Source organism: Limosilactobacillus panis DSM 6035, assembly GCF_001435935.1.
GTDB classification, from domain to species: domain Bacteria; phylum Bacillota; class Bacilli; order Lactobacillales; family Lactobacillaceae; genus Limosilactobacillus; species Limosilactobacillus panis.
Window position 1 is genome coordinate 1 of sequence record NZ_AZGM01000129.1, and the last position, 26,755, is coordinate 26,755.

Consider the following 26,755-nt stretch of genomic DNA (forward strand, 5'->3'; position numbering starts at 1 on the left):
TTTTTGTTAAATTCCGAATGGAGCTTCTGATTCAGAGGCTTTTTGTCACAACCCCGGCTTTTTACATTAAATTATTTTAATATTTTTCTTGCCATTTAATAATTTGCCTGTTATGATACAAACAAGTTAAATCAAAGGAGAAAGTATTCATGAGTTTCCACTTCACACAATTGAATAATTGGCAAAGCCGGTAACTCAGAATGGCCGTTTTTACGGATGCGTTCTGGGTTTTACAGAATGCATCTGTACCGGCTTTTTAAGGAACCAATTAAGCCCGTACGGATTTCCCACGTACGGGCTTTTCCTTTCGCGTAAAAGAAAAAGGGCCCCTTCGTGGAGCTCCTTTTAATTTTACAAGGAAGGTTGATTTATTATGAAACGAATTATCGGAATCATCATTACTTTAGTTGTTGTCCTCGGTGGCTACCTTGGCTTTTCCAGGGGCCAGCAAAACCGCCGCCCGGTTGTCGGTGTCCTGACCATGATGCACCACCCGGCCCTTGACCAAATCTACAAGGGTTTCGTTGCCGGCCTAGCTGCGGAAGGCTACCATAACGGCAAAAATATTAAGATTGAATATCAAAATGCCAATGGCGACCAGTCAAACCTCAACCAAATGGCCAATAAATTGATCAACGACCACGCCAAGGTTGTGATGGGAATTACTACCCCCGCCGCCCAATCACTGGCTAACGCTACCAAGAGTACCCCGGTCCTGATGGGTGGCATCGGGGACCCGGTTGGTTCACGGCTCGTTAAAAGCATGAAGCACCCGGGAGGCAACGTCACCGGGGTCCAGTCCGATAACCCCGTTCGCCAGCAACTCACCCTGGCCAAGCGCTTTCTTCCCCATGCTAAGCAGCTCGGCTTAATTTACACCTCAAGTGACCCCTCAGCAGAACACCAGGCTAAGCAAATGGAAGCCGCTGCTAAACAGCTCAACATCAAGTTAAGAGTGGCTACAATTGCCAACTCCAACGACCTCAACCAGGTTTCACAAAGCCTGCTCACCTACGTTGACGGGGTAATGGTCCCATGTGATAACACCATCGCCGGGTCAATGAAGGTTCTCGTTAAAAACGCTGATACCGTCAATAAGCCGGTCTTCCCCGGTGCAGACACCATGGTAAAGGATGGCGGAGTCGCCTCAATCAGTCTTGACCAGTACGGTATGGGGAAGGCAACCGGGAAAATGGCGGCGCAGATTCTTAAGGGTAAGCGGCCCCGGGACATGGCGGTTGATGATTACCACCACGGCAAACCGGTCCTTAACCTGAAGCAGGTCCACAAACTCGGCCTCAAGGTGCCCGCCGGCTTTACTAAGGATGCCCAACAACACGGCCAAGTTATCAAATAATTAGAGGAAATTCCGGGCCAGCAAAGAGACTGCTAAAACGAGGGAGCCTAGCCCAACAATAACTTGCATTAAGCGGCCGGGAAGGTGGCGGACAATCACCGGCCCCAGGGCTCCACCAAGAATATTTCCCAGGAAAAGGGGGATAATGTAACTCCATTCAATGGTGGTTTCAAAGGCAAAGATGGCAACTGAAATGGTGTTTGTGACGGTCATGGCCACGTTCTTGAGGGCGTTATTGACCGCAAACGACTTCTGCCGGTTAACCACCGACAAAAGGGTCAGCATTAGGACACCCGCACCGGCGTTAAAGTAGCCAGCGTAGACACCGACAATGAAGACCCCAATGGCGGTTAAGACGGTGTATAGGCGGGACCGCTTCAAAGAACGACTATCCGCGGCCATTTCGCCCGTTGCTTGCCGCGCCCGGTGAGGGAAAAGCAGGATAATTCCGGCAATAGCAATGCAGAAAGGAACTAACTCCTGAAATAATTTCCCGGGTAATGCGAACAAAAGTAGGGCCCCAATGATGGCACCCACAAGTACCAGGGGAATAATCATCCACATCTGCTTGCGGTCTTTTTGCAACTCCTTACTCGAAGCCACGATAGAGCTATAAGCGCTCCCGATTGTTGACCAGGCACTGGTTACGTTGGCGATTACCGGCGGAAGTCCCATCATCAGCAACGATGGGTACGAGATCAAGGACGCCAGCCCCGCCGCGGCACTGACAATCCCGGATAGGATTCCGATAACAACCATAACAATAAAAAAGGTGATTCCAGACATAGTTCCCTCCTCTTCTTTTTTCAAAACATTTTTTATTGTACGCTCCTTCATCGATAATCTGAATAATTTTGCCCATTTGAATTTGTTTTCTTTCTTAGTTATAATCATTGGTGAGATTAATACGATGTCTGGGGTGCCAATTGGCTGAGATAATACCCATTGAACCTGACCTGGATAACACCAGCGGAGGAAGATTCGGTAAGATCAAATCAACGATGCGTTTAATGACGTCCCAGATGCTTTGTGCATTGCGGGACTTTTATTTTACCTAAGACCGCCTTAATCTTAATACTTTCAAGGAGCAGTCTTATTATGCGTAACAAAACTTTTCATTTACGAGACATTATTCTACTGGCCCTAATTGCAATTATTTTCGGCGTCATTTACTACGCCGCGGCCTTCGTTTACAACGGCTTAACGGTCCTTTTAACGCCGGTTGGCTATGGTCCCATGGCCAATGACATTACGATGGGCATTTGGTGCATGGCCGGCCCCCTCGCCGGTTTCATATTGCGCCTCCCCGGAGCGGCCTTCTTAGGTGAGTTTCTCGGTGCTGCCGTGGAGATGTTTCTCGGCGACCAATGGGGCGCTGCCAACTTAATCTCCGGAGCAGTCCAGGGGATTGCTACCGAATTAGGTTTTACCGTTACCTTCTACAAGCTTTACAACTGGCTCACCGTTGTCCTCACCAGCCTCTTCGCTACCCTGGTTACCTTTGGCTGGGACTGGTTCCGGAACGGTTACAGTCACTTTGCCCCCCACATGCTAGTTATCATGCTGGTCGTCCGTTTTGTTTCCATGCTGGTCTTCTCCGGTATCCTGGTCAAGCTGATTGTCAACATGCTGGTTCGGGCACACGTCACCAAGGGGTAAGACATGAACATTGTTAAAGTCCACAACTTAACATTTGCCTTTAACCACCAGTCCCCCGTCCTTGACCGGGTCACGGTTAACTTTCCTGCCCAGCAGACCGCCCTGTTAACGGGACCGTCGGGTTGTGGGAAGTCGACCTTCCTCCGTCTCTTAGCGGGCCTTTTGCCCAAGTATGGTGGGCAAGTTAGCGGGGGCCAAATTACCTTTCCCAGTGGGCAACCAACGATTGGGATGCTCTTTCAGGACCCCCTGACCCAGTTTGCCCTTGATACCCCCCGCCACGAGCTTGAATTCGTCCTTGAAAACCAGCGGGTCCCGCACGCCAAAATTTTCGACCAGGTTCAAGCAGCTCTCGACTTCTGCCAGATTACGGACCTGGCAAACCGTAAGATCACCTCGTTATCTGGTGGCCAGCAACAACGGGTAGCCCTGGCGGTCATCATCGCCCGGCAGGCGGACATTCTCCTTCTTGACGAGCCCTTTGCCAATATCGACGAAGCAAACCGACACTTTTTAATGGCGCAGCTCGGCAAACTGGTAACCGGACACGGTGTTACCCTGATTATCGCTGATCACGACTGCCACGGCTATCAAGCCCTCGCACCCCGAATCTACGACTTCACTGACCACCATATCGTGGGCCTTTCGCCCGCCGCTAGTCGGCAACGGCTGGTGGCTGCTGATAAGGCTGCAACCCGGCAGCTGGTCTTTGCCGCCCCCCAACCGGCTGCACCGCACGTCTTCGAACTCAACAATGTCATTCTTTCACGTGGCAATCAGCAGTTATTAAATATCGAGCAGTTAGCAATCATTAAGGACAAAATTACCCTGGTCACCGGTCCCAACGGCACTGGTAAATCAACATTTTTCCAGGCCCTTACTAAGTTGATCCCCTTCCGTGGACAAATTACTTACCAGGGTCAAACAATTAACCGAATCAAGGACCGCCACTACCGGCAAGAGGTCGGGCTCGTCTTTCAGCGGGCCAATGACCAATTTATCGACGTAACGGTCAAAGAGGAACTAGAATTAAGCGCTAAAAATGGTCACCACCCCTACTTCAAGGCCCACCTGCAGGATGCTCTCAAAGCCCTCGGTTTAAATAATCTTGGTGACCGGGTTGTCTACTCCCTGAGTGGGGGACAGCGGAAAAAGCTGCAGCTCCTGGTAATGCTCATGATGGAGCAGGCAGTCCTCCTCCTTGATGAACCGTTCGCCGGCTTGGACCATGCTTCCCTCCAGGCGGTCTATCAACTTATCAGGACCGCCCAGGTAACAAAGCCGCAGACAATTCTCATCGTCAGTCACCAGCTTGACCAGATCGATCAGCTGGCAGATTTCCACCTAATCCTCCATGACCACCGACTAACTTATCAGGGGGCTCTTACCCATGAATCCTAGTCTTAAACTCATCTTTGCCCTGATTATTTCCCTGGAAATAACCTTTACCACCCACCTGACGGGAAACCTGTTAATAATCTTCGGCGCCTTACTGGTCCTGGCTTACCACCGGGTCAGTCCGCACAAGGTCACGAAGCTGGCCCTCATTACCCTAATCCCGGCCGCAGCCCTGTTCGTTACCATGGCCTTCTTCTCCCCCGGGCACAACGTATTCTTTGCCTGGGTCCTGGTCAGCCGGCTTTACTGTTATGTCCTCGTCGGCGGTGCAGTGACCCTCACCACTGATAAGCTGACCCTGATTCGTTCCCTCGAGCAGAATTGTCACCTCCCGAGTAAGTTTGCCTACGGGTTTCTGGCCGCACTAAACCTGGTCCCCCGGATAAGGCAGGCGGTCGTCACCATCCGGGTCGCCGGCCAGATGCGGGGAGTTAACCTTCACTGGTGGTCACCCACCCTCTACTTCAAGGCCATTCTCTCCGCAATTCAGTGGTCAGACCAACTAGCCCAGGCAATGGAAACGCATGGTTTTGTCGAGGGGGCGCCACGGACCGTCGCCCAACCAATTAATATTACCAAGCGGGATTGGCTACTTCTGATTGCTGGTCTTGCTCTTATCCAACTAGTATTAATTGCGCTCCCCTAATTTATCAGGCATAATATAAGAAAAAAGAAGGGACTAAAAATGGATAATAATACTAGTCTAACAACGCGAATTGTTAACGCGCTTTCTTACTTCAGCATTTTCTTCTTGCCGGTTATCTTCCCCCTAATCGTGTGGATTGTTGCCCGGGCAAGTGAGGAGCCGTCCATTACTGCCAACGCACGGAAGGCTTTTTGGAGCCAAATTTTCCCGCTCATCTACGGAATCTTCGCCATCCTCGTGCTTAGCTTGAGTGTCTTCCAGGACTTCACCGCCCATGGTGGTGCCCTGTTCGGCATCCTGTTAACCTTCGCATTACTGATTGCCCTCCTCCTCTTCATCTACAATGTCGCGATGGGGGTGAAGATGCTTCTCGGGCGGGAATGACCTAATTATTCGTGGTAGCTGGCGGAAATATCATTTCCCCAGCTTCTTTATTTACTTTAGTACAAGGTGGTATTTAATTATGGAATTGCTACTTGGAATCATCCTCCTCTTAGCAACCGTTGTCGTTGCTAATATCATTCACCTGATTTTCCCCCGGATTCCCCTGTCAATTTACCAGATCCTGGCGGGAGTTTTATTGGCGTCCCTTCCCACGGCGGCAACTAACTTCACAATGCACCCGGAACTATTCATGATGGTCGTCATTGCTCCTTTAATGTTCAATGATGGACAAAATCAGTCTTTTCGTTACTTAAGCAAGAACTACAAGTCGATTTTCTCAATATCCGTCCTGCTGGCCCTCGTGACGGTTCTGGTGGCGGGGAGCATCTTGCACCTGGCCATGCCAATGGTCTTCCCGTTTGCCCTCGCCTTCATCCTGGCCGCAATCATCACCCCGACCGACGCGGTTGCTGTTAAGTCAATCACCTCAAACATGACCGTCCCGGAAAACGTCAACGGGGCCCTTGAATATGAGTCCCTCTTCAATGACGCTTCCGGAATTGTCCTTCTGGAGCTTTCCCTCTCTGCCTACCGGTCTGGGGAATTCTCCATTGGTTATGGTTTGTGGTTCTTCATCTACGTCTTCTTCGGCGGGATCATCTTTGGGGCCATCTTCGGTTACCTCTTGATTACCCTGCGACAACGCTTGATGCGGCGCCACGTCGACATCGGTTCAATCGTTATCCCCATTAACGTCATGACCCCGATTGTCATCTACTGGTCTGCCGAGGAAATTCACTTTTCCGGTATCCTGGCTGTGGTTTCCGCCGGGATTGTCCACAGTATTCTTTACGACCGTCTCCAGCTGACTTCCACCAAGGTCCAGATGGCAACAACCACCATTTGGACAATTGTTAGTGACTCCCTCAACGGTATTGTCTTCGTCCTGCTTGGGGTCATGCTACCCCAGGTTATCCAACGAACGGCACCCCGGAACCTCCTCAATCTTGCACTGATTGGTCTGGCCCTCTACCTTATTATGACGGTCATGCGCTACCTCTGGGTCCGGCTCCGCCTGGTCAATATTGACTCTGAAAAGGTCCATATCAAACGCGATAGCCTCCTCATGAGTATCGGAGGGATGCACGGGACCATCACCCTGTCTCTGGCCTTCTCCCTGCCGGTAATCATTAACCACCACGAATTTGCCTTCCGTAATTCAATAATCCTGATTGCGGCTTTCGTTATCCTAATCAGTATCCTGGTGGGGGCAATCGTTTACCCAATTATGCTCCCATCAAAGGCCCGCGATTACAGCCAGGAGGAATTTCAAAGGTACCTGACCGCCACGGTCCACTACGCAATCAATGACCTCCACGGGGATAACAACCATCCCCGCGAACGGGCAATGGTCAGGGACCAGCTCAGCACCCAGGCACACCAGTTCCACAACTTTGACAACAACCTTTTCAAGCAGCTGATGAACCGGACGCACCAGGTGGAATTAGCAACCATTGACCGCCTGACGGATGAAGGCAAAATCACCGAACAGGAGGCCCAAGCCTACTCCCGGTTTGTCACCCGATCAGTCCTCCGTGGTGGTCAGCACGGCCTGCTGGAATTTTGTAAGGTAATGATTCACCGGCTTAAGTGGCGGCTTAACCGGTGGCACTACTTAAGAAAACATGGTCAAAAGCTTGACGCCAAGCAGAAAGAACTTATTGACTCTAAGCGTGCCGCCTTTAATAAGATTCAACTGCTTGTCTACCGCAACGTGGAACGCTACCTCCATTCGGTCTCTAATCCGAACAATTTAAATGAAATTGCGATGGTCCAACGAGTCTACCTCAAACGCAAGGAGTTCTTCAACCGGGATCGGACGGTCGACAATGATGTCGTAACGAGCCTGTTCATTGAGGCCTTCCAGCTCGAACACGGTTATGTCCAGCAGAAGTTAGCCGCTGGCGAATTGTCACAAGAACTGGCCAACGCCTTAAACGAGCAAATTTCAACCGATGAACTAGTTTATGCCCAGTCTTTGGACTAGTTAGACAAAACTCCCTGTTATTGTCATGAACTTGACGATAACAGGGAGTTTTTTTATCCGTACATAACAGAGCAGAGCATTTTTTGATAATCGTTTAACATTTATTTTGATAAACGATTGACAATTTCAGCAAAGGCGCTTACAATCATTATCGTAAACGGTTACAAGAAACGAAGGGAGTCGGTTGTATTGCGGCAAATTGATGAATCACGGGTGGCCAAGGTTACGAACACCCGCTATCGCGAACACTACCATATCCAGACACCGGCCGGCTGGCTGAACGATCCTAATGGTCTTTGTTTCTTCAAGGGCTATTACCATGTTTTCTACCAGTTCCACCCCTACTCTGCTGAGTGGGGACCAATGCACTGGGGCCATGTGCGGAGTAAGGACTTAGTTCACTGGGAAAATTTACCGGTTGCCTTGGTTCCCGGTGATCCCGAAGACTCCGGAGGCTGTTTTTCTGGGTCAGCAATCGTTAAAGGAGACCGCCTCTACCTGGTTTACACGGGTCATCACTACTACGATGATGGCAATCAGGACCACTTCTGGGAAAACCAAAACGTGGCCTACAGTGACGACGGCATCCACTTTACCAAGTACGCGGGTAACCCCGTGATTAAGGCCCCAGCAGACAACAGTCAGGACTTCCGGGATCCTAAAATCTGGGAACACGACGGTCAGTACTACCTGGTTCTTGGTAGTCGGGAGCAGGCAAATAACCGCGCCCGCATCCTCCTCTACCAGTCTAGTGACCTACTGAATTGGCAGGCGCGCGGGCCCATCACTGAGTCGCAGGATATCGCGCTCGAGGGTTCGATGTGGGAGTGCCCGGACTTCTTCCGGCTTAACGGTCAGGACATTATCGCCTGCTCACCAATGGGAATCAAGCCCCAGCGGCACCGGTTCCTCAACCTGAGTCAGGCTGGATACTTTGTGGGCCAACTGGACTATGATCAGGCCCACTTCGAACACTACGACCTCCACCTGTTGGATTACGGACACAACTTTTACGCGCCCCAGTCGTTCCTAACGCCGGACGGCCGGCGAATCCAGCTTGCTTGGTTCAGTTCCTTTGACAAACCGATGCTTGAGCAGGCTGATGGTTGGGCCGGGGCCCTGACCTTGCCGCGCGAACTAGTGATGCGTGGTAACCGGCTGGGCGCCATTCCCGCAAAGGAGACGACCCGGTTGCGCACGGGGGAAGATCTTAATACTTCAGCAATTATTCATTCACCGCGCCAACTTGCGGTTACTGACCCCCAGCACACCGAGTGGGACCTGACCTTTGATTTGACTAGCAACGATGGACAGGTCAGTTGGCAGATTGCCAACAGCGACGAGACTTTGGTTAGCCTGCATTACGACCAAGCATCCGGTGAGGTAACAGTGCACCAGCATAACCAGGATAGTGACCGCTACGCCACGATTGGCCACGTTCACCAGCTCCGGGCCCGAATCTTTGTTGACACTAGTTCGGTTGAAATTTTTCTTAACGACGGTGTGGCGACCTTCACTGAACGCTACTACAACGACCAGCAACCGGTCATGACCACGGTTACTGCTAGCCGGCCAACCGCTACCGCCATCAAAGCTTACACTCTTAACATGAAAGAATAAAACACCATGAAAAAGAAAAGCTTATTCAAGAACCCCTTCTACCGGTTTGATTCATTAAACATCCTCCTCTTCTTCACTGCCTGGGGAATCTGGTGGTCATTCTTCCAGATTTGGCTGACCAACACCCTGCACTTCTCCGGTGAACAGGTGGGGACCATTTACTCATTTAACTCCGCCATCACCCTGATTCTGATGTTCGTCTACGGGGCAATCCAGGACCGCCTCGGTTTGAAACGGCACCTGCTGATTTTCTGTTCCGTCATGGAAATGCTGCTTGGCCCATTCTTTACCTGGCTCTACGCTCCACTGCTCCACAGTAGTTTCTACCTCGGGACCTTCCTCGGTTCCCTCTACCTGTCATTCGCCTTCCTGGCTGCTTCCCCAACCTTTGAAGCGGTCACAGAACGGATTAGCCGGCGTTACCGGTTTGAATACGGTCAGGCCCGGTCATGGGGTTCCTTCGGGTACGCGGTTTCTGCCCTGCTCGCCGGCTTTCTCTTCACGATTAGTCCTAACCTGGTCTTCTGGCTCTCATCGTTCATTGCCTTGCTGCTCTTCTTACTCTTGATATTTATTCACCCCGAGAAGAACCAAAAGATGATTGACCTCTACGAAAACAAGGTTGAAAACGCCAAGGAAAGTTCAACTGCTTCTCTTAAGGAAATTTTCGGTGTCTTCAAGATGAAGGCCCTCTGGCAAATCATCATCTACATCATCTTCTCCTGGACGTTCTACACCGTCTTTGACCAACAGATGTTCCCACAATTCTTCACCCAATTCTTCGCTACCAAGGCCCTCGGCCAACAAATGTACGGGGTTTTGAACTCCGTGGAAGTCTTCCTGGAAGCCATCATGATGGCCTGTGTTCCATGGCTGATGAAGAAGATTGGGGTCCGCAAGACCCTGCTGGTCGGGATCACCATCATGGTTATTCGGATTGGGGGCTGTGGCCTGGTCACTAACCCACTCGGCGTCTCCTGCATCAAGTTGCTCCACGCCCCAGAAACGGCCTGCTTCGCCCTCGGCCTCTTCCGTTACTTCACGCTTCACTTTGATACTAAGGTTTCTGCCACCCTTTACATGGTTGGTTACCAGATTGCCGCTCAGGTCGGCCAAATCATCTTCTCCACACCCCTCGGTGACCTGCGGGACCACATCGGTTACAGCCACACCTTCCTGGTTATCTCTGGAATCACGCTGATTGCCGGGATCTACGCAAACTTCATCCTGAAGAAGGATAATGTTGACGTCAATGGTCAGCCGTTGAGCAAAGATTAAATAAAAAACAGCTGCGTAAGTTTTGCGTAGCTGCTTTTTTTATTAATCGCTCAGTTTTCCAACCACTGGTAGGCCCTTCAAGACCCGGTCACCATGGGGCGACTTGTTTAACAAGACAGCGGTCAAGTCCTGCCCGGCAACGTTGCCATGGTGCTTACCACCTTGCCAAGCGGCCTTCCCTGAGACATCGTAAACAACCCCTTGCACGGCTACGTAAGCCGGTTGACCATTTTGGCCATTGTACTGTGCCAATTCGTTCTTCGTAAATATTTTCTCAGCCATCGTGTTGACCTCCTTTAATCTTTGTTATTTTCACTATAACATGGCTCAAGGGCCCCGCCTATTGGGCCGCTTCGAAGTTAAGTAAAAATTATTAATTGCCTTCTCAAGGGAGCAAGGCAGGACCAGTCAACTAGTCCTGCCTTGCTCCCATTTTTGTGTATTGCCGACGGAGGTCATTCGGTAAGATCCCAAACATTTCTTTAAAGGTCTCCCGGGCCGTCCGCTGGTTGGTCAGGCCGTTTTTTCTTAACAGGTCGCTGATTGGCCGGTTGGTCTTGATAATGTCCTGGTAGAAGTGGTTGATTTTAACCTCATAAATATACTTGATTAACGAGATCTCCGTCTGTTCCTTGAACATCCGTGAAAGGTAGCTCGGGTTGTAACCAAACTTCTTGGCCAGCATTGCATCCGTCAGTTTCTGCCTGTAATGGCCATTAATAAAAACAATCACTTCCTTGATTCGACTGTTATCGGCTGGCAGACGCTTTCGACTGACCATTTTTGTAAACAGGAGCTTAAGAATCTGCAATAGGATAATCTCGCTATCAAAGCGGCTGGCCGTCGTCTCATGGGCTTCGACAACATCAAATTGGCTAATTAATCCAACGATCTGGTGGTATTCCGGTAGGTCATGGCAGCCGTTTTTAAAATTCACCCGCTCGGGATGGTCAACGTAACGTTCGAGCGCTGGCAAAGGAATCTGCATGACCACCGCCTTATTAGGGGTGTTGGCAACATCATGAACAACCCCGGAGGGTACGATAATAAATTGGTTGGCCCCCACGGCATAGCTGTGACCACTAATGTTGAACCTTAATTGGCCATGCAAGACACAAACAATTTCAATACTGCTATGCCAGTGAAAGGGCACATAACCACTAGTTGTCACCTTCGACCGGACAAACCGAATCCCCGATGCCGTGTTGACGACAATATTTTCGTGGTGAGTTTCAGGCATATTCTCTCCTCCTAATATTACATTTCTTACCCATCAGCATTTAATTCTATACAGAAGCGCTAAATTCCATTGCCTTGAATTTGCTTTCAGTATATTATTCTACTTGAATTAATTTAATAAAACAACTAACTCGTAAAAGCGTTAACTAGCAGTCTTAGGAAGGAGAACATAATATGACAACTATCAATAATCCAATTATTCCCGGAATGGCTCCGGACCCTTCAATTCTTCGTGTAGGTGAAGATTATTACATTGCAACCTCTACCTTTCACTGGCAACCGGCAATCCAGATTTTTCACTCAAAGGACCTGGCTAACTGGCAGCTAACCACTTACGCCCTCAAGGATGAGGAACTAAACCTCCAGGGAACAAATACTCCAGCCGGAATTTGGGCCCCACACCTCTCCTATGATCCCCAAACCAAGAAGTACTGGATCGCTTACTGTCACATTCAGAACATGGCCGGGCGGGAATTCAATGCAGAATCATACGCGATTTGCGCTGATTCCATCATGGGTCCTTGGTCAAAGCCCCTGTACCTAACTTCTATTGGCTTTGACCCCTCCCTATTCCACGAAAACGGCAAGCACTATATTGCCGTCCTGGAATGGGAGACCCGGGAAGGCTACCAGGCACCTGGACACATTGTCATTGCTGAAGTCAACTTAGCAACTGGCGAAGTTGGGGAATGGCATCGGATTACCACCGGTTTTACCACCCGGGGTTGTGTTGAGGCGCCCCAGATCTACAAACACAGTGACTACTACTACCTGATGCTGGCCTCTGGGGGTACCGGCTATGCTCATGGCGTCGAAATGGGCCGGGCCAAAAACATATTTGGCCCCTATGAACCCAACCCGAGCCACGAACCAATTCTCACCGCTTCACCCCACCACCTCTTCTCCCTCGGCGACCCGGATGCGGGCCACTTCGAAATGTACAACCCGCACTCACCGATCCAAAAAGCCGGGCACGGTTCGCTGGTAAAAACACCTACTGGTGAGTGGTACATCGCCCACCTGATGTCCCGTCCCCTTGCCGGAACCAAGCTCAACCCACTGGGTCGTGAAACTGGTCTTCAAAAGATGCACTGGACTAAGGACGGGTGGCTAGAAATGGCTGACGGTAGTAACCTCGCCAAGCAAGCGGTAGCCGTTGACAGTGCAAGTAGCAAGCAAGACCTTCATGCCTTTGACATCGACGACCACTTTACGAACGGCCACTACGATCAACGGTTTATGACGCCCTACCACAAGCAGGGCGCCAGCTGGGTCAAAGTTGTGGATGGCAATCTACAGATCAGTGGACGCAACTCCTTCTTCTCCCAGGTTAGCCCATCAATCATGGGGACCCGGGCAACATCAATGGACTACCAGCTCCAAACCAAGCTTGAGTTCCATCCCACCCATTACTCTGAAACAGCTGGCCTGGGCCTCTATTACGATTCCAATAACTGGTTCTACGTCCGCCTGTGCCTGTCAGATGACGAGCAAGAACTCGTCCTCCGTATCCTTCAGGCTAAGCTGGGTGAACGGATTGACTATATCTTTGACGAGGTCCCCGTTCCTAACCACGTTGCCGAAATCCGAATCAACTACCGGCAAGGCAAGGTAACCGTCGAGTACCGTTTCACTGACGGTGTCTGGCAACCACTAGGCAAAGAATTCGATCTCGCCTACCTATCCGATGAAGGGGTCAACGGTGAACCGGGTGAGATTGGTGGCTTCACAGGTCTTTTCAACTTCATAGGGGCAGTGGACGCCTTTGAGCACCGGTCCCACGGTGATTTCGCATACTACAGTGTCAAAAATAACTTCTAAAGGAAAGCAGGTTTAAACATGAATAAAGTAACAATTAGTCTGAAACGATTACTACCCGCGCTGGTAATCGGCCCCGCAAGTTGGTTGGGACCATACGTTGTCATGAACAGTCTCTTCCTCCCGGCTCTGATTCAGAAAATCGATGCGCCAAACAAGGTTCAACTGGTCGCCCTCTTTTCAACGATGGGAATGATTTTTGCGGCAATCTCCAATATGGTTGCCGGTGCCCTTTCTGACCGGACCTGGTCACGATTCGGGAAACGGGCTCCCTGGATTGTCGGCGGGGGCTTCTGCTTCATGCTCGCCATGATTGGGGCTTCACTTTGTTACAACATCCCCGCACTACTGATTGCCTGGATGGTTGGGCAAGTGGCTTTAAACTTCATGGTTGCTCCAATGGTCGCCTGGATTGACTTTGCACCAGAGGACTACCGGGCAACCGCCTCGTCCGCTTACGGTGGATTAGGAATGGCTCTGGGGAACAATGGTTTTAACGTCGTTGGGGCCCTGCTCTTAAGTCAGTTCCGCCTCGGCTTCGTTGTCTTCGGCATCTTTGCCTTCATAGGAACCCTGATTGCCGTCCTTATCGTTCACGAACCCGCTAATCTTGACGAGGAACACTTGGAAAAGGCCCCCAAGAAGAAGCATCATTTTAGCTGGCACACCATTTCAACAGTCTTTCCCCGCTGGTCAATTGGCCGGGACTACTACCTGGCCCTAATTGGGAAGCTTTTCCAGGGGGTTGGTAACTTTGCCATCACCGGTTACATTCTCTACATCATGACCGATTTCTTGCACCGAGGAAGTCAGACCCAGTCATCGATCCAGTTAATCAACGGAATCATGCTGGTTCTCGGTATCTTGATGGGCTTCTTTGCCGGCCCGGTCGCCGATAAGTTAAAGGTCTTAAAGTTTCCTGTTGGCTTCTCAACGATTTTCCTGGCAATCGCGGCATTGGTCCTTTTCCTCTTCAGGAATACTACCGGAATTATTATCTACGCCCTCTTTGCCGGCTTGGGAATGGGACTATGGAACGCCCTTGATAACCTCTTGAATCTGGAAGTTATCCCGGACCAAAACCGGGTCGCATTCTTCCTGGGAGTCTACAACCTTGGTAACACAATTAGTCAAGCAATCGCACCAGTAATCGCCGGAACGGTAATTTCTTTGTGGGGTTACTCCGCCGTCTTCGGGGTCGCGTTCTTCTTCTCCCTTATCGGTGGAATCTGCATGCTATCAATCAGGAGCGTTAAAAAATAAGCAAATAAAAAAGTTCTTTCCTGGTCACAACGACTAAGAAAGAACTTTTTTACTATCACAGTGTTACCAAAAATGCTACTAATGCCGGCAGCAACTGGAAAAGCCAGATCTTTTTGGTGGCGGTAAAGCCACCGAAAACGGCCACAACCATGACAAAAATCAACATCATCTGCCAGGCAATGATTAGGTTTGGTCCCTTTAGCAGCCAGTAGCTGAGAATCATCATTACACCCAGGGCACCATTGTAAATTCCTTGGTTTGCAAAGGCCACCCGGGCAGCGTGCTGACGGGTATATTCTTCCGGCAGGTCAAACGCTTCTGCCTGTTGGGCCGGGGTAGCAAACAGTTCCATCAGCATGATGCCAATATGCTCAATCGCCACGAGCATCACTAAAAAGATCAATAACATTTTTTCCGCCTCACTTAACGTACTGGTTTAAGAAGTGGGCAATCCGTCGCGGATACTGGTGCGGATCCTTGGCATACGATGCCGCATGCTTGGCACCCTTTACGACCCATAGTTTCTTAGGCCCCCGGCTGGCAGAATAGTTCTGGTAAACCATCCGGGTAGGAACAAAGTGGTCATCACTACCGTGGATAAAGAGCATTGGCCGGTGATTCCTGTGAAGCATGGCCGTTGCACTAGCACTATGTACGTAGAAGCCGTTTCTTACCCGGTTAATCAGGCTCAGGCTACCAATTAACGGTGCACGAATTACTCGAGGAATATTATACAGGTTTCCCGCTTCGTAGTTAAGCTCCCCTTCAAGGCTGTCATAGCCACAGTCCTCCACAAAGGCCTTAACCTGATGCGGTAGGGTGATTCCACTAGTCATCATCGCAGTGGCCCCACCCATGCTGACCCCGAAGATCACAATCTGGCTGTTTGCGCCGTTCTTGGCAATCAGTTTATTGGCCCACTTGCGGACGTCGTAACGTTCGGGCCAACCGTAACCAATGTATTTCCCCTGGCTCTGACCATGGGCACGGGCGTCCGGCATCAATACATTGTACCCCATCTGGTGGAACATGGTCCCATATTCCCCCATCCGTTCCTTTTTACCCATGAAACCGTGAAGGATAATGACGTTTTTGGTCGTCTTCTGGGTAGCCGGAAGATAGTCGGCAACTAGGCGGTAGTGCCCACTGGCCGACTCCATAGTCCACTTTTCCTTATGGGCCCGCTTGAACCACATTTTCTGCTTGTACAGTGGGTCGCTTTTGCTAATCCGGTTCGAGTTGTTTACAAATGACTTATGACTAGGAACCATTGCCACGTTAAAGAAATAACTTCCCGCCGCAAAAGGGGCTACGGCAATTACGACAACGATTCCGACTAGCCACCGCCAGAGACGATGGCGGCGTTTATTTGCTTGCTTTTTCAAAATGATTAACCCCATGTCGTATTTTTAATCAATGCGAGTATTTTAGCACACTTTCCGTTACTTTGTAATCTTCTTTTGTTAAAATAGAATGTGAGACACTAAAGGGAGTGTGAGAGAATGTTTCCAGAAAGGCTCCGTGCACTGCGGAAGGGACAAAAAATCACCCTAAAAGAACTGGCCAAGCACCTGAACGAAAATCTTGGGCCCAACGAAAAGCCCAATACCGCTTCCCAGATTGGTAACTGGGAACGGGGAATTCGGACCCCATCATACGTCGAGGCACGTAAACTGGCCGAATTTTTTGATGTCAGTCTGGACTACCTGACCGGTAAAACCGACCGGGATGACTTCGACCTCGGTAAATTATTCTTCTCCGGGAAGAACCTATCGTTCAACCAGACGGTCCTCACCAGTGAGGACCGTTATGAAATTTTTCAACTGATTGACGGCTACCTGAAGGGAAAGAATAACCGCCGGGATACCGATAAGTTCTATGGTAAGCAGGAACAGCTGAATTTGAAGTTAAAGTAAGGACCACTAATGAATCCAAAGAAACTTAAAAAGTTAAAAAAGCGGGTTAAAAAAGCCCAGAAGGTTGTGCACCAGGACCCGTATATCAAGCGGTTGATGAATTACCGAGACCTGTTCAACGACTTTCCCGCCATCAAGTACCTGATTAACAACGCCCTCGAAAGTGACCGCCTCTTGAAAAATGGGTTACTGCCACAGCCATTACCGCGGTTACTCCTCCCTGATGATATTCAAGATACGATCTTTAAAAAAATTAATGCCCAATACCCCCAGGGTGACCCGCAAGGCGATGCCCTATGGGACAAGTATAGTGTCACTTTGCCCAAGCTCGATAAGGACCTGCGGAACTTCCGTGACTACCTTGAGGACACGTACGGGATGTGGTCATACGTTAACGCTCCCTTTGCTAAAGCACTATCAAACTACATCAATGGCGCACCGGTCCTGGAATTGATGGCCGGCAATGGATATATCTCCAAGGGGCTACGGAACAATAACCCTACCCAGCGAATCTACACCACGGATAGTCAGGCCTGGGTTAAGGAAAACGAAACGGGCAAGCACCCGGTAACCAAGATTGAGCGCTTGGACGCCATTGACGCGGTCAAGAAGTACGGTAACGACGTTCAGTTTATTATCATGTCCTGGGCGCCAGATAAACAGGAAACGGACTGGGAGGTTCTCCAGCTTATTCGCGAAGACTACCCTGATGTTCACTTCCTGGTAATCGGCGAAAAGGACGGGGCGACCGACTCCAAAAGGTTCTGGCAAGAAGCCGAGCTGAGCCAGGATGAAGAGTTAAAAAAGGTCAACCAGCAGCTCCACTCCTTTGACCTGATTGACGAACAAATTTACCTCGTGAAATAATTACATAGGGAACATAATACATAAAAAAGGGGCTGTGACATAAGTACTTTTACCAAGTTCAAATACGAACAGCGCGGTACGCAAATGGGCTCCAGTGTCCGGTATAACCGAACTCTGGAGCCCTATTTGCGCTCGCGGGGGCGTGAAAACGAAGTCATAAATGACTTCTGTCACGCTCCCTTTTTGCATTACTGGGATCGGTAATTCCCTGCTTATTCATCAGGTAACGCACATAGGGATATGTTTCCTTGTCCTTTTAAAAAAATTAACAACGGCCCTTGTAGCTGACGCAGGGACGCTCCAAAAATTTTTCCTGGTTTTTTAAATTTCCGTTAGTTTTCCCTAGCAAAAGTGGCCCATTTCCCGTACAATATTCTGGTTGCAAAAAATCTGAAATTAAGGAGGAAAACTAATAATGAAGTACCGTCTCCAAGCAATTTTATTCGTGTTCATCGCCTTTATGCTCGGCTGCAACGAATACATGATTGTCGGTGTCCTGCCGGATATTGCTCATGAATACCACGACTCACTGTCACGGCTGGGGCTGCTCGTCACCGTCTTTGCCCTGATCTACGCCGTCTTTACCCCCATTATCACCTCGCTAGCTAACCGTTGGCGACGGCACCACGTCCTATTATGGTTGATGGTCATTTTCCTGGTTGGTAATACCTGGTCCGCTTTGGCAACTAACTTTATATCCCTCCTTTTGTCTCGAATTTTGACCGCGACCGTCGCAGGGGCCATTATTTCACTTGTCCTCATAATGGCAAGTTTTGTTGCCCCACGGGAAAAGCGGGCGAGCCTGGTATCCTGGGTCTTCGCTGGCTTCAGCATTGCCTCCGTTGTCGGGATTCCCATCGGGACCATTATTAGTACCACCTTCTCCTGGCACGACAGTTTCTGGATGGTCACTGTCATTACGGTCCTGGCCTTTGCCTTCCTTTTCTGGCTGGTTCCTAAGGACACTCTCCAGGTAAAGAGCAGCTTAGGCAAACAGTTCGTGCTCTTTAAGGACTCCCGGGTAATCCTTGGGGTTATCTTCGTCGTTTCAATCTGTGCGGCGGACTACACGATCTTCACCTACATCCGACCCCTGATTACTAACGAAATGGGCTTCAACAACACCTGGTTGAACTGGCTACTGTTTGCGACGGGGGTCTTCTTTATCTTCGGTAACAAGTTCGGTGGGGTCCTGGCTGACCGGGGCGGCGTCCACCGGCTACCAGTCATCTACCTCATCATGACCGTCCTCTACCTCGCCTTTGGCCCCCTCCTTTCCTTTAAGTGGTTGGCCATCCTCGTAGTTGGCCTTCTGTGCATCGCCTTCTCTTGCTACGGTTCATCGACCCAGCTGATGTTCTTAGACATTGCAGAAAAGGAATACCCGCAGTCACTAGACCTGGCATCCTCGTTAAACTCGATCTTTGCTAACATCGGCATCTCGCTAGGGTCACTCACCGCATCACAGACCATGCACTTTACCACTATGAACCACCTCGGTTACGTCGGCTCGGTATACGCCCTGCTCGCCACCGTCTTAGTGATTATCCTCAGCCACCGTTACACGGGGATGCGTTACCCAGTTAGATAACTGATTTGTGGACAAAAAAACGAAGCGACCGGAAGAAAATTATTTCTCCCCGTCGCTATTTTTTATTCTATTTTTCAATATTATCTAATTATAAGCAAAGCCAAAATACGATTACAATTAACGCAACAACTGAAACACCATAATATACTTCTGCCATAATGCTCCCCCTCGCTTCCACCTTCATTGTAAGCCCTTACGTGAAAAAATGCACTTTTTTTATAATTCAAGGGTGAGCACAAAAAAAGCGGTTAGCATCTACTAACCGCTTGCTGTGTATTGATATCATCTCAGGTTAAAAGGCGATGTCCACTTCGCCCTTTAACCGGGCACCTCACAATCCGGTGAGTTAACGTGCCCCACATTCGAAATGTCTAATGGCAGCAATTAGGGTTGCTACCAGACCTCTCGACTCATCGCACTATTCATTCTACCAAAAATTATTGAAAAGGCAAGAATCATGCCCGATTTTCAACCGTTGCCGCTACGTGTTCGGCAACCCATTCCTGGGCACGCTGAACCAGGTTAGTGACACTACCGGCCTGATCAGTATCATTAGCCAACTCATCGATTCGCAGGCCCGACTTGTTGACGTCATCCCCTTCCAATACCATGTAGAGGTTCACCGGGTAGGCAGGTTCCTGGTCCAAGAGCTTTGGATCCAGGCGCTCTGCTTCGCCCATTGGGATGTTGATGAGGTTCATCTCTAGGCGGAGACTCAGGGGGGCACCCTTTTTCATCTTTACATTAATTACATACTGCCCAAGCGTCCCTTGCGCAAACTGGTCCAACATAAACTGAATTCCCCTTTTGAGGGTCGTCTTCTGTTGTGCCTGAGCAGCCGTCTTTTCGACCGTTTCCGTGGTTACATGGTCACCAGTTACCTGGGCTAAGTAGTCTGCTACTGTCATCTTCATTTTTTAGCTCGCTCCTCTAACTTCTTGATTCGGTCACGGGTATATTCTGCCCGTTGCCGGATACCATAATAGATTCCTGCACAGCCAACCAGAATACCGACAACACTTAATACCTCAACGATGATTCCGAGAAAGCTCGTCCGCTGGTTGACAGTCTGCAAAGCGGCCAAGCAGGCAATCGCAAAGTACAGGTTCACAAAGATCGTGGCGTACCCGCAAAACCGCATTTTTACGAGTGCCAGGCCGTTAACGACTGCCGCTAAAATAATAAATACCAGCAAGCGGCCCCACACGGATACACTAGTCAGCAGTAGGCCATGCTGGATAGACATGATGGCGTCCAAGACCATTGCCAAGACCGCCGCAACGGACGTCACCATAATTACCTTATCAGAGTTTCTCATCTCATTACCAACTTTCCTAAAGTTAAAATAAAACGGGGTGCCAGGTCAATGCCTGTCTCCCCGTCAATTATTTTCACGATTACCCGGGGGTGAGTACAAGGCTTAACCCTTGTATTTCACTCCCATTCTACTAGATAACCGGGCAAAGCTCAATTAGGCAAGTAAATCCGCAATCTGGGTGGTTGGGATTCCCGTAATGTATTGCTGAGTGCCCGCCTTTTCAAGAGTCTTTTCAATCTCATCGTGGTCATACTTAATGCCCTTCAGTTGGTCAGCTAACTTCGTAACGTCCTGAGGGCCAAAGAAGTCACCAAAGAATTTGATATTCTTGATCACACCATCCTTAACGTCCAGCCGGGCATCAATCGTTCCCATATCAAAGTGCTTCCGCCGCTTCAACGTGAACTCAGGGTTCTTACCATAAACCCAGTCCCAGTTGTTGTAGTACTGTTCGTAGATCTTATCAATTTTCTTCTGGTCTTCTGGGGTAACAACGTACTGCTTGTCCTTAATCTCGTCGAGGCTGTCAACGTTGAAGAGCCCCTTGATCAGGTCGTCCCTGAAGGTTGGGACATCGATGTTTTGGTATTCCTTAGCCAGGTATGGCCGCAGGTTAGTAACCCGGGAGCGAACGGACTTAATTCCCTTAGAAGCGATCTTATCCTTGGCAACGTGGAGGGCGTCCGCAACTACACTCAGGTCCACGTTTAACATCAAGGTTCCGTGAGAGAAGGTCTTGCCGTTCTTGGAGTACATTGCGTTACCAGAGAACTTCTTCCCGTCAACTAAGATATCGTTTCGACCACTGACTTCCGCGGTCATAGCCCCCATTTTATGAAGAACGTCGACAATTGGCTTGGTGAATGACTTGAAGTCACCAAATTCCTCACTGTCGCTTGGAACAACAAAGCTGAAGCAGAGGTTCCCCAGGTCTTGGTAGACCGCGCCACCACCAGAAAGGCGCCGGGTAACCCGGATGTTGTGTTTCTTTACGTAGTCCTGGTTGATCTCTTCGGCCGTGTTCTGGTTCCGGCCAACAATAATGCATGGTTCTTCATAGTAGAAAAGGACCAGTGGCTCGTTCCCAAAGTCCTTATCATTCATCAAGTACTGTTCAGTTGCTAAGTTCATCCCAATATTGTGGGAAGTCATTGAAACATAACGCATTATATTACTCCTTGCTTGTGAAATGTGTCACAATTATTAGACTAAACTAAACTATTTGTCTTTTAAGCCTCTAAGAGTAGTTTAGACTTATCTGCAAACGTTTTCAATCATTTTGTTTTTATATTAAAAACATTAGTAAAAAAAGTATAATAGAAGTAAACAATACTATCGACAAAGGAGTTTTTTACAATGGCAGATTCACAATACAAAAACATCCTCGTTGCAAGCGACGGTTCCAAAGCGACCAGCAAGGTTCTTGAAGCAGGAATCGACATTGCTATACGTAATCACGCCCACCTCGACATCCTAACCATCACCCAAGTTGACCAGCTGACCGATGGTTACAGTAATGCCGTTTTGAGTGATGAGCAGACCTACGACGCTGTCCACCGTACCCAGGAGCGGATGGAGGATTTAAAGCAAAAGGCAGTAGGCGCAGGAGTTACTGACGTCAGCATCCACATCCGTTTCGGCAATCCGAAGCGGGTAATCGCTCGTGAATTCCCGAAGGACCACCATAACGACCTCATTGTAATTGGGGCTACGGGAATCTCTGGCATGGAACGGTTCATGGTAGGGTCCGTTACCTCCTACGTTAACCGGAACGCCCTTAGCGATGTCATGGTTGTGCGGATTGCAGAAAATGACTAAACAGATTGTCACCGGCCTCGTCGCCCACGTTGACGCCGGTAAAACGACCCTTTCTGAAGCATTGCTTTACCAATCTGGCCACCTGCGCAAGCTCGGCCGGGTTGATAACGGCAATGCTTTTCTTAATCCCAACCAGTTAGAAAAGCAGCGGGGAATCACGATTTTCACCCACCAGGCCCGGTTGTCCTACCATGACCTCGCTCTCACAATGCTCGACACCCCCGGCCACATTGACTTTGCCGGGCAAACCGAGCAGGTTCTTCAGGTCCTGGACTACGCAATCCTGGTGGTCTCCGTAACCAACGGCATCCAGGGTTATACCCGGACGCTGTGGGACCTTCTCAAACGCTATGACATCCCCATATTTGTCTTTATCAATAAGGTCGACAGTATGGGAGCCGATTCCGCACGGGTCCTCAACAAGTTGCAAAATGAGTTGTCCGCCGGTTGTATCGACTTCACTAGCGGCCAGGTAACTACCGGCGACGCTGCCGAAGCGATTGCCATGCAAGACGACATCGTCCTCGCTAGCTACCTCGATCAGGAAAAGCTAAGTGAAGATACGGTCCGGACCCTGATCAAAGAGCGGAAGGTGTTCCCTTGCTTTACCGGCTCTGCTTTAAAGATGACCGGGGTCACTAACCTCCTGGACGGGCTTACCAAGTGGACCGTCGCGGGCCCCACCAAGCAGGAATTTGCTGCCCGGGTATTTAAGATTTCCCATGACCCTAACGGCAACCGCCTGACTTGGCTCCGCATCACCGGGGGAAGCCTGCGGGCCAAGAGCATCCTCCTTCCTGATGAAAAGGTGGACCAAATCCGCATCTACGACGGCGACAAGTTTACCATTGCCCAGGTAGTTCCCGCTGGGGAGGTTTGTGCCGTCACCGGTCTGACCTCTTCTTTTCCAGGGCAGGGCATTGGAACGGAAGCTAATACTCCACGTCCGCAAATGCGGCCGGTGTTATCGTACGCGGTTAAGATTGGTGACAACGATCTCCAGACCTGTTTGAAAGCCCTGCAGGAGCTGGCGGACGAAGACCCCCAGCTCAAGGTAACCTGGTCAGAGCACCTTCAAGAAATCCACGTGCACCTAATGGGAGAAGTGCAACGGGAGATTCTGGAGCAGATTTTGGAAGAACGGTACCAACTCAAACTCAAGTTTAATCAGGGACAAATTCTCTATCAAGAAACAATTAACGCGTCCATTGAGGGGGTTGGCCACTTTGAGCCCCTCCGGCACTACGCCGAGGTTCACCTCCTCCTGGCACCGGGGAAGCCTGGCTCTGGCCTACACTTCGCCGCTGACTGCCGCGTTGACGTGCTGAGCCATAACTGGCAGCAGCAGATTATGACCAGCTTAGCGGCTAAGGAACACCGAGGTGTCTTAACCGGCGCACCACTGACGGACGTGCAAATCACCCTGATTGGCGGCAAGGGAAGCATCGTCCACTCGGTTGGTGGCGACTTCCGCGAGGCAACCTGGCGAGCAGTCCGGCAGGGATTGATGGAACTGGCAGCCCAAAAGCATTGCGTCCTTCTGGAACCCTACTACCGCTACCGGCTGACCGTTCCCCAAGATGAGGTCGGCCGGGCAATTAACGATATTCAAAAGATGAACGGAACGTTTAGGTTAGCCCCGAATACTGGCCAGTCGCAATCCCTTTTGACCGGGGAAGCACCGGTTGCTACCATGCGCGATTACGCAACCGCCGTCCGTAATTACAGCCACGGTCAGGGACATCTCGAATGCGTTGTCAATGGTTACCAACCGTGCCATAACGCTAATGAAGTGATTACCCAGGCAAAATACGTGCCCACTGCGGACCTCGCTAACACCCCTGACTCAGTATTTTGTGCCCATGGTGCAGGTTACCCAGTCTCTTGGGATAAGGTCCCGGAAATGGCGCACTTCCCTTATTGCAAACGGATTTAAAACAAGAAAAGACCAGTAGACGATTACCAAACGACCGTCCACTGGTCTATTTTTACTTTTGGGACCCTGTGAAGATTAACATGCTGGCCCGCCCGACCAATCAGGGGACCGTTAAACAGGTTACAAAGGAGGCCGGGTATCGTCCCACGATCAGGGTAAATAGGCGTGTATAGGCATCCTATTGTTCATTAAAGCCTCCCTTATCTACTTGCAATAGTAAACCATATAGCGCCCCTAGTAGGTTCGCTTCGTTACCAAACTTAGCCTTTTGAATATCCGGCATGATGATATCGTCGTGCAGGCGGCGATCCCCCGCTTGGAGCAGTTGAAACTGGTGGCGAATCTCGGTCACCACCACGGGTTGGGCACTGATTCCGCCCCCAGCGAGGACCCGCTCGAGGTCAATAACAGCCTGGACATTTACCAACAGGACCGCTACCCGCCGGCAAAAGGCCGCAAAGATGTCCCAGGCCCGCGGGTTATGGTTGTTGATCTCGACAAAGGCCCGGCGTCCATCCTTTACATCCGGCAGGCCACACGCCGTGGCGACCGCCTTGATCATCTTAACCGCCGAGGTGCTAGCGCCCACCGTCGACTCGTGAATATCCGCATGGTCGTGGTTGTTAACAATTGCGCTAATTTCACCGGCCCGGAAGTGGGGACCCATAAAGAGCTGACCATTGATCATCAATCCGCCCCCTACCGACGTACCAAGGGTCACTACCGCCCCACTATTCAGGCCTCGTAAATTACCCAGCCACATCTCAGCAAGGGTTGCACAATTAGCATCATTGCCAACGTAGACGGGGAGCTGGGCAATCTTTTTGAGGTAGTCGGCCAGGTTGAACTCCCCCATGAAGCCGAGGGCGCCCGTAAACTTAACCTGGCCACTGTGGTGGTTAACGATCCCCGGGACACTCACGCAAACCGCGCGGACATCCGGGTGGTCACGTACCAGCTGACCAAGGATAGCTAAAAAGGCGTTGGCAGTGGTCGGGGTAGCAGTTTTAGCCGTTTTAAAAATATTTCCAGAATGATCGATTAGGGCACTCTTGATGGCGGTCCCCCCAATATCAATACTTAAATAGTGACGTTGCATCTGATCACTCCCCTGCGTAATTAGTTAGTATTATAACGCCGCCACCGCCAGGCAACCAAGCCGAGTGCAAAGCCAACTACAGAAAATGGCAGCCAGGCCAGGCCCTGTTGAAAAAGCGGCAGGGTATGTCCCGCCCACTTCACCAAGGCCTGGTTAAAGCCCATCTGCAGAAGAACCGGCGGTAGGGCGTTGACCAGGTCAAAAAATGCCGGAAAAACGGTCAAAATCAGGGCCCAGCGGTAGACCAGCGGGTTATTCTTAAACAGGGGTGACAGGATAGCCAGCAGAATCAACACAATTGCCAGCGGATACAGGAACATCAGGACGGGCGTCGACCAGGTGACAATTTGGTCGAGACCCAGGTTGGCAATCAGAAACGAAAGCAGGCAGTTGGCCCGTAAAAAGTTTTTGTAAGACACCTGGGGGAAGCGACTATGAAAGTCCTGGGAGAAGGCAATCACCAGCCCCATCGCTGTGGTTAGGCAGGTCACCGTGGCGAGGGTCAACAGGAGGACGTTGCCAAAGGTGCCCAGGTAAAAATGGGCCACCTGGTTGAGGGTCGTCCCCCCGTTGCTCGCAACCGTAAAGTGGTTACGGCTAGTGGTCCCGAGGTAAATCAAGCCGAGGTACAGGACCCCCACACCAGCGATTCCGACCAGCCCCCCCCTTGGCCGTCGCCAGGGCAACCCTTTCTTTTCGAAAGCCCATCTGCTGAACAGCAGCGATGATGGTCACCCCAAAGATCAGCATTGCCAGGGCATCCATCGTGTTGTACCCCTGCAGGAACCCGTTAGCAAACGCCTGGTGCAGGTAGTTAGTGGTTGGTGATAGCGCGGATAGTTTTCCCATCGGGTGGATAAAGGCCAGAAGGAAAATCACAAACAGCATCACCAAAAAGGCCAGGTTGAGGACCTTCCCAATCACCGCCGTCACCTTCCCTTCCTTAGTCGCAAAGAAGTAGGTCAAGAGAAAGAACGTCCCGGTGTAAAGGGCCAGGCCGACTGGTTGCATTCCCTTCGACAAGTAGGGAGCAACCCCAATCGCGTAGGGAACCGTCGCTGTCCGGGGGGTCGCACAGAGGGGGCCAATCGTGGCGTGGACGCAGACCAAGAAGATCAGGGCGAACCAGCCCCCCACCGGCTGGGCGAGCTCGAATAGTCCCCGGGTATGGGTTACACTCAGGGCCAACAGGGCCAGCAAGGGGAGTAAAACTCCCGAAGTGATGAAGCCCAGGGCGGCTGGCCCCCAGTTACTACCAGCGAGCTGCCCCAGGTGGACAGGAAAGACCAGGTTCCCCGCGCCAAATATCATTCCAAAGACGAGGGACCCAATTACCAGGTAGGTCTGCAGCCCCGTTTGCTTTTTATCCATCAGTTTCTTCTCCTTCTCATTTCAATCCAGTTAATTATATCTGACTGTCACTCGCCGGGTAAAGAGCAAAAAGGAGCTGGGAAAAAAGCTTCAGAGTGCTCCGTATGGCTAGTATAGGACGATTGTTGGC

Annotated in this window: 24 protein-coding genes, 1 pseudogene and 1 riboswitch; of the genes and pseudogenes, 15 read left to right on the plus strand and 10 right to left on the minus strand. The window is 50.5% G+C overall.

Features of this window, described 5'->3' with window-relative positions; all coding sequences use genetic code 11:
• The first annotated feature begins 373 nt into the window (after positions 1-373).
• On the plus strand, positions 374-1,357 hold the full coding sequence (trpX, locus tag FD32_RS07675) for a tryptophan ABC transporter substrate-binding protein (RefSeq protein WP_047768468.1): 984 nt from the start codon (positions 374-376) through the stop codon (positions 1,355-1,357).
• On the opposite strand, the gene FD32_RS07680 is transcribed toward trpX, so the two are convergent.
• Complete coding sequence (locus tag FD32_RS07680) at positions 1,358-2,143, minus strand: sulfite exporter TauE/SafE family protein (protein ID WP_047768471.1); 786 nt, start codon at positions 2,141-2,143, stop codon at positions 1,358-1,360.
• A 119-nt stretch (positions 2,144-2,262) separates the two neighbouring features.
• A riboswitch (TPP riboswitch) is annotated at positions 2,263-2,352 on the plus strand.
• A 103-nt stretch (positions 2,353-2,455) separates the two neighbouring features.
• On the opposite strand from FD32_RS07680, the gene FD32_RS07685 reads away from it, so the two are divergent.
• The 7 genes from FD32_RS07685 to FD32_RS07715 all read left to right on the plus strand — a co-directional run bounded on the left by FD32_RS07685 (position 2,456) and on the right by FD32_RS07715 (position 10,389).
• Entirely contained in the window at positions 2,456-3,016 is a 561-nt protein-coding gene (locus FD32_RS07685; protein ID WP_047768473.1) for an ECF transporter S component, read from the plus strand.
• Positions 3,017-3,019: 3 nt separating this feature from the next.
• Entirely contained in the window at positions 3,020-4,417 is a 1,398-nt protein-coding gene (locus FD32_RS07690) for an ATP-binding cassette domain-containing protein (protein ID WP_047768476.1), read from the plus strand.
• A complete protein-coding gene (locus FD32_RS07695; RefSeq protein WP_047768478.1) occupies positions 4,407-5,060 on the plus strand; it encodes an energy-coupling factor transporter transmembrane component T family protein in 654 nt (217 codons plus the stop codon). The genes FD32_RS07690 and FD32_RS07695 overlap by 11 nt, the downstream gene beginning before the upstream one ends.
• Positions 5,061-5,099: 39 nt before the next feature.
• The gene (locus FD32_RS07700; protein WP_047768481.1) at positions 5,100-5,444 is read left to right on the plus strand and encodes a magnetosome magnetite crystal formation protein family; all 345 of its coding nucleotides are present in this window, start codon (positions 5,100-5,102) and stop codon (positions 5,442-5,444) included.
• 79 nt (positions 5,445-5,523) lie between these two features.
• Positions 5,524-7,491, plus strand: a complete 1,968-nt coding sequence (locus FD32_RS07705; protein ID WP_047768483.1) for a cation:proton antiporter — start codon at positions 5,524-5,526, stop codon at positions 7,489-7,491.
• A gap of 189 nt (positions 7,492-7,680) precedes the next feature.
• Positions 7,681-9,111, plus strand: coding sequence for a glycoside hydrolase family 32 protein (locus tag FD32_RS07710; protein WP_191980299.1), 1,431 nt, complete (start codon positions 7,681-7,683; stop codon positions 9,109-9,111).
• Between the two features lie 6 nt (positions 9,112-9,117).
• Positions 9,118-10,389: an MFS transporter gene (locus FD32_RS07715; protein WP_047768485.1), complete on the plus strand. Its 1,272-nt coding sequence runs from the start codon at positions 9,118-9,120 to the stop codon at positions 10,387-10,389.
• Positions 10,390-10,431: 42 nt separating this feature from the next.
• Here the strand turns inward: FD32_RS07715 and FD32_RS07720 are convergent, their stop codons facing one another.
• Together FD32_RS07720 and FD32_RS07725 are read right to left on the minus strand one after the other, a co-directional pair.
• A complete protein-coding gene (locus tag FD32_RS07720) occupies positions 10,432-10,671 on the minus strand; it encodes a cytochrome b5 domain-containing protein (RefSeq protein WP_047768489.1) in 240 nt (79 codons plus the stop codon).
• Between the two features lie 130 nt (positions 10,672-10,801).
• Entirely contained in the window at positions 10,802-11,629 is an 828-nt protein-coding gene (locus FD32_RS07725; protein WP_047768491.1) for an AraC family transcriptional regulator, read from the minus strand.
• Positions 11,630-11,802: 173 nt separating this feature from the next.
• On the opposite strand from FD32_RS07725, the gene FD32_RS07730 reads away from it, so the two are divergent.
• Both FD32_RS07730 and FD32_RS07735 read left to right on the plus strand, forming a co-directional pair.
• Entirely contained in the window at positions 11,803-13,449 is a 1,647-nt protein-coding gene (locus FD32_RS07730) for a glycoside hydrolase family 43 protein (protein WP_047768493.1), read from the plus strand.
• Positions 13,450-13,467: 18 nt separating this feature from the next.
• Positions 13,468-14,709 (plus strand): MFS transporter, encoded by a 1,242-nt coding sequence (locus tag FD32_RS07735; protein WP_047768495.1) that lies wholly within the window; start codon positions 13,468-13,470, stop codon positions 14,707-14,709.
• 55 nt (positions 14,710-14,764) lie between these two features.
• Here FD32_RS07735 and FD32_RS07740 read toward each other — a convergent pair whose 3' ends face one another.
• Positions 14,765-15,118 carry a DUF1304 domain-containing protein gene (locus tag FD32_RS07740; RefSeq protein ID WP_047768497.1) on the minus strand — a complete coding sequence of 118 codons (354 nt, stop codon included), beginning with the start codon at positions 15,116-15,118 and terminating at the stop codon, positions 14,765-14,767.
• Positions 15,119-15,128: 10 nt separating this feature from the next.
• A complete protein-coding gene (locus FD32_RS07745; RefSeq protein WP_047768498.1) occupies positions 15,129-16,109 on the minus strand; it encodes an alpha/beta hydrolase in 981 nt (326 codons plus the stop codon).
• 102 nt (positions 16,110-16,211) lie between these two features.
• On the opposite strand from FD32_RS07745, the gene FD32_RS07750 reads away from it, so the two are divergent.
• The 3 genes from FD32_RS07750 (at position 16,212) to FD32_RS07760 (ending at position 19,083) form a co-directional block, all read left to right on the plus strand.
• Positions 16,212-16,625: a helix-turn-helix domain-containing protein gene (locus tag FD32_RS07750; RefSeq protein WP_047768500.1), complete on the plus strand. Its 414-nt coding sequence runs from the start codon at positions 16,212-16,214 to the stop codon at positions 16,623-16,625.
• Positions 16,626-16,634: 9 nt separating this feature from the next.
• Positions 16,635-17,492, plus strand: coding sequence for a hypothetical protein (locus FD32_RS07755; RefSeq protein ID WP_047768502.1), 858 nt, complete (start codon positions 16,635-16,637; stop codon positions 17,490-17,492).
• Positions 17,493-17,907: 415 nt separating this feature from the next.
• The gene (locus FD32_RS07760; RefSeq protein ID WP_047768504.1) at positions 17,908-19,083 is read left to right on the plus strand and encodes an MFS transporter; all 1,176 of its coding nucleotides are present in this window, start codon (positions 17,908-17,910) and stop codon (positions 19,081-19,083) included.
• Between the two features lie 455 nt (positions 19,084-19,538).
• Here the strand turns inward: FD32_RS07760 and FD32_RS07765 are convergent, their stop codons facing one another.
• The 3 genes from FD32_RS07765 to FD32_RS07775 form a co-directional block, all read right to left on the minus strand.
• Positions 19,539-19,997, minus strand: coding sequence for a hypothetical protein (locus FD32_RS07765; protein WP_047768506.1), 459 nt, complete (start codon positions 19,995-19,997; stop codon positions 19,539-19,541).
• Complete coding sequence (locus tag FD32_RS07770) at positions 19,994-20,401, minus strand: hypothetical protein (RefSeq protein ID WP_047768508.1); 408 nt, start codon at positions 20,399-20,401, stop codon at positions 19,994-19,996. The genes FD32_RS07765 and FD32_RS07770 overlap by 4 nt, the downstream gene beginning before the upstream one ends.
• Before the next feature lie 153 nt (positions 20,402-20,554).
• Positions 20,555-21,568, minus strand: a complete 1,014-nt coding sequence (locus FD32_RS07775) for a lipoate--protein ligase (protein ID WP_047768511.1) — start codon at positions 21,566-21,568, stop codon at positions 20,555-20,557.
• A 189-nt stretch (positions 21,569-21,757) separates the two neighbouring features.
• Here FD32_RS07775 and FD32_RS07780 point away from each other — a divergent pair, with 189 nt between their 5' ends.
• Entirely contained in the window at positions 21,758-22,219 is a 462-nt protein-coding gene (locus FD32_RS07780) for a universal stress protein (protein ID WP_047768513.1), read from the plus strand.
• Positions 22,212-24,155, plus strand: a complete 1,944-nt coding sequence (locus FD32_RS07785; RefSeq protein ID WP_047768514.1) for an elongation factor G — start codon at positions 22,212-22,214, stop codon at positions 24,153-24,155. Before FD32_RS07780 ends, FD32_RS07785 begins: the two co-directional genes overlap by 8 nt.
• Before the next feature lie 178 nt (positions 24,156-24,333).
• On the opposite strand, the gene FD32_RS07790 is transcribed toward FD32_RS07785, so the two are convergent.
• Together FD32_RS07790 and brnQ are read right to left on the minus strand one after the other, a co-directional pair.
• Positions 24,334-25,254, minus strand: a complete 921-nt coding sequence (locus FD32_RS07790; protein ID WP_056962158.1) for an ROK family protein — start codon at positions 25,252-25,254, stop codon at positions 24,334-24,336.
• A gap of 20 nt (positions 25,255-25,274) precedes the next feature.
• Positions 25,275-26,625 (minus strand): annotated as a pseudogene (gene brnQ / locus FD32_RS07795) (branched-chain amino acid transport system II carrier protein).
• Positions 26,626-26,755: the final 130 nt, after the last annotated feature.